5 protein-coding genes are annotated in these 3,563 nt (G+C 54.8%); 3 read left to right on the top strand and 2 right to left on the bottom strand.

Annotation, left to right across the window (positions count from 1 at the left end):
• The 3 genes from MVK46_RS01670 to MVK46_RS01660 all read left to right on the top strand — a co-directional run.
• Positions 1 to 313: metal-dependent hydrolase (locus MVK46_RS01670; protein ID WP_297534783.1), on the top strand; the 313-nt coding region annotated here is incomplete at its 5' end.
• Positions 314 to 368: 55 nt separating this feature from the next.
• The gene (locus tag MVK46_RS01665) at positions 369 to 1,556 is read left to right on the top strand and encodes a glycine C-acetyltransferase (protein ID WP_297534781.1); all 1,188 of its coding nucleotides are present in this window, start codon (positions 369 to 371) and stop codon (positions 1,554 to 1,556) included.
• 112 nt (positions 1,557 to 1,668) lie between these two features.
• The gene (locus tag MVK46_RS01660) at positions 1,669 to 2,496 is read left to right on the top strand and encodes a DUF835 domain-containing protein (RefSeq protein WP_297534779.1); all 828 of its coding nucleotides are present in this window, start codon (positions 1,669 to 1,671) and stop codon (positions 2,494 to 2,496) included.
• Here MVK46_RS01660 and endA read toward each other — a convergent pair whose 3' ends face one another.
• Both endA and rimI read right to left on the bottom strand, forming a co-directional pair.
• On the bottom strand, positions 2,497 to 3,003 hold the full coding sequence (gene endA, locus MVK46_RS01655; protein WP_297534777.1) for a tRNA-intron lyase: 507 nt from the start codon (positions 3,001 to 3,003) through the stop codon (positions 2,497 to 2,499).
• Entirely contained in the window at positions 3,004 to 3,504 is a 501-nt protein-coding gene (rimI, locus tag MVK46_RS01650) for a ribosomal protein S18-alanine N-acetyltransferase (RefSeq protein ID WP_297534776.1), read from the bottom strand.
• Positions 3,505 to 3,563: the final 59 nt, after the last annotated feature.

The following is a 3,563-nucleotide window of genomic DNA, read 5'->3' as shown; positions in this document are numbered from 1 at the left end:
TCACTCCATTCTGCCCTTTCTCCCGGCTCTTCTCCTCGGCCTGCACCTCGGCGGTCCGTTCCTGTTCTTCGCCCTCGGCTGGGGGAGTCATTTGTTCCTCGACTTCTTCACCGGCGTCGTGCCCGTTGCTTACCCGCTGTCGAGGAGGGGCTGGGGGTTGTCAATTACCGTTACTGGACCGAGGGATTTTAGAATTGAAATCAAACTAATCGAAAGATACCCTGAGAGGAGGCACGATTACAGGCTGGAAATCGGCGGAAGTGCGGCGCTCGCTCTCTTAACCACCTTAACGGCAATAATTAGGCTGCACTAAAGGGTTCAGTGCAAAACTTTTATACCTCGATGCCCATCTGTAAACGGTGGTTCTCATGGGGAAGCTTGACTGGATTAGGGAGGAACTTCAGGAGCTCAAGGAGAAGGGCCTCTACGTGACCATAAGAAAGCTTGAGAGCGCACAGGGTCCGTGGGTCGTCGTCGACGGCAAGAAGGTCCTCAACATGTGCTCCAACAACTACCTCGGCTTGGCTGCCCACCCCGAGGTCCGCTACGCAGCCATAAGGGCCATCCTCGACTACGGTGTTGGTGCCGGAGCCGTGAGAACGATAGCGGGAACGATGGAGCTCCACGTTGAGCTTGAAGAAAAGCTGGCGAAGTTCAAGAAGCGCGAAGCGGCCATACTCTTCCAGAGCGGCTACAACGCGAACCTCGGAGCTTTAAGCGCCCTCCTCAAGAAAGGAGAAGACGGAGTCTTCATCAGTGAGGAGCTCAACCACGCGAGCATTATAGACGGAATGCGTCTCAGCGGTGCACCGAAGGTAATCTACAAGCACCTCGATATGGATGACCTCAAGAAGCGCCTTGAGGAGAACAAGGATAAGAAGAAGAAAATCATCGTCAGCGACGGTGTCTTCTCGATGGATGGCGACCTCGCCCCGCTCCCGGAGATGGCCGAGCTGGCTGAGCAGTACGATGCCATACTCTACATAGACGACGCGCACGGTGAAGGAGTTTTGGGGGACAGCGGAAGGGGAATCGTGGACCACTTCAAGCTCCACGATAGGGTTGACTTCGAGATGGGAACGCTGAGCAAGGCCTTTGGAGTTATCGGCGGTTACGTTGCCGGTCCCGAGGAGGCCATCGAGTACCTCCGCCAGAGGGCGAGGCCGTTCCTCTTCTCGAGCGCTCCGAACCCACCTGACGTCGCGGCCGCCATAGCTGCCGTTGAGATTCTCCAGAGGAGCGACGAGCTCGTTCAGAAGCTCTGGGACAACACCCACTTCCTCCAGAACGGGTTAAGGGATTTGGGCTACGACCTCGGAAACACCAAGCACCCGATTACTCCGGTTATGCTCTACGACGAGAAGCTCGCCCAGGAGTTCAGCAGGAGGCTCTACGACGAGTACAACATCTTCGCGCAGGCGATAGTTTATCCGACCGTCCCGCTCGGAACTGCCAGGATAAGGCTTGAACCCTCGGCGGCCCACAGCAAGGAAGATTTGCAGTACGTCATAGACGCCTTCGAGGACCTCGGAAAGAAGACCGGATTCCTCAAGTGAACTTTCCTTCTTTTTAATTCCCCGGCTAAACTTGAGTTTAGACAGGTGTGGGGATTACTTTTGACGTGCCCAACAACGTTTAAATATCAAGGATAGTTAGATTCTAACTCAGGTGAGGCACACGCAGTACCTCCAGTTCTTCCATATTGCAACGGCCCTCGCGGTAATAGCGGTCATGCTCTCGCTCCTCCTCTTCAGTCTCAGATACCGGGAAAAGTTCAGGGACAGCTACCCGGGCCTTGCGCGAGCCTACGATTGGATGATAGTTGCCTGGACTGGGTTCTGTATAGCAAAGATGGCCTTTCTTCCCGTTGACCTCCAGGAGGGCGGCCTGAAGATTGGACTCCTTGGCGACTTCTCGTATCCAACGCTTGCGTGCAACCTCATACTGGGGCTCTCCCTTCTGGCGCTCGCCTACGGGTGGAGCCACATTCTGAGGACCATAGTCGTTGAGTACGAGCTCGTTCCGGTGGTGGAGATGAACGCAGACAACAAGAGCAACCTTGCTCCGGGGCTTTACCTCGTCACGCCGAAGAACGCACTGAAAGTTCTGAAAAAGTTTCTCCCGGGAAGGGCCGCCGTTATAATCTCGAGACAGCATCCCAGCTTCTTTAGGAAAACTCTGGGGCTTGAGAGAACGCCGGCAATATGGCTATCGAGGGTCGGTGAAGAGGACAGCATTCACCCGAGAAAGCTGGAGCAACTGACGCATATACTCGTTCAGTTCATGAGAAGGGGGGAGCCGGAGAAGCTGATTTACATAGACGGCCTTGAGTACCTGGTACTTGAGAACGGCTTCGTCCCCGTGTTCAAGTTTCTCTCCCACATAAAGGACTACTCCCTCATCAACAACACGGTTACAATCGTCGTCTTCGAGCCGAACTCCCTTGAGAAACGGGAGGCAGAATTCCTGCGGAGGGAGTTCAAAATCCTTGAATAGTCAGAACTTCGTCCACTCGACCTTGTAGTAGGTAACGTCCGCATCTTCGTCAACTATCGCCATCACCATGTTCTTCCTGACGCCGTGGGCAACCCTAACGCGAGCGGTTATGTCGTTCGGGCTCAGGCGGGAGTTCTCAGGGAGAACCCACACGAGCCACTGGGAGTGCTCGTCCATGCCCCTGCGGTAAACGCGGAAGTGCGAGCCGAACTTTAAACCAGACTTGACGGTGTAGCCCCTGTCCCTCAAATCCTTGTAGACGAGGTATTTCGCATCGAACAGCTCGTCCCTCTTCCTCCCAAGGTTCATGAGCTCCTCGACGGTTAGTTTTCTCTTTCCGTCCCTGACCTCTATCTTGCCCCTCTCGACGAGATAAGTGGCCTCAAGTAGCGAGAGGAAAAGCTTGCCCTCGACAAGCTTCCCGAAGTGGCGCTTGTTGTAGAGGCCGTTTACTGCGTTTTGGTCGGTTGAGAAGACCCTGTCCCCGCTCAGGTAAAAGGTTATCATTCAGCTTCCCCTCCATTCCTCAGCCGGCAGGAGCATGTAGTACGCATCTTCGCCGTCGGAGTAGTAGCCTATAATCCGCTTCACCTTTTTAAAGCCGAAGCGCTCGTAGAGCTTTATGGCCTTTTCATTGCTCACGCGAACCTCGAGACCTATGTACCTCGCTCCCCTCTCGATGAGCCTCTCTATCGCCTCCGTAAGTAACGCCGAGCCTATGCCGTTTCCGCGGTAGCGCTTGTCCACGGCTATGCTCATTATGTGCCCCTCGAGGTCCGGCCTCAGGTAGGCCATGACGTAGCCTATGACCTTCCCGTTGTACTCCGCAACGAGAAAAGTGTCCGGATTGTTCTCGAGGAAGACGAGGAAGATTCCCCTCGGGTAGGCCTCACGGAAGGATTCCCTCTCGATGCGCATTATCTCGTTGATGTCGAAAAGCCTCGCGGGCCTTATTGAGACGAGTGCCAGCGGAACCTTCGCCCTCACTTCTCTCGCCGAGACGCTCATGTTAGTATCTCACTCCCCAAGACTTTTAAGGATTGAGGGACTCAAATTGAACGCCGGGT

Origin of the sequence: Thermococcus sp. (genome assembly GCF_027066465.1) — an archaeon.
GTDB lineage: Archaea > Methanobacteriota_B > Thermococci > Thermococcales > Thermococcaceae > Thermococcus.
The sequence above is the reverse complement of the archived record's forward strand: the minus strand, read 5'-3'. Positions and strand labels throughout refer to the sequence as shown.

What these genes read in the sequence shown, in the direction of transcription:
- MVK46_RS01665 (WP_297534781.1), top strand. Translation starts at nt 369, where the DNA reads ATGGGGAAGCTTGACTGGATTAGGGAGGAACTTCAGGAGCTCAAGGAG.
- endA (WP_297534777.1), bottom strand. Translation starts at nt 3,003, where the DNA reads ATGATAACCTTTTACCTGAGCGGGGACAGGGTCTTCTCAACCGACCAA.
- rimI (WP_297534776.1), bottom strand. Translation starts at nt 3,504, where the DNA reads ATGAGCGTCTCGGCGAGAGAAGTGAGGGCGAAGGTTCCGCTGGCACTC.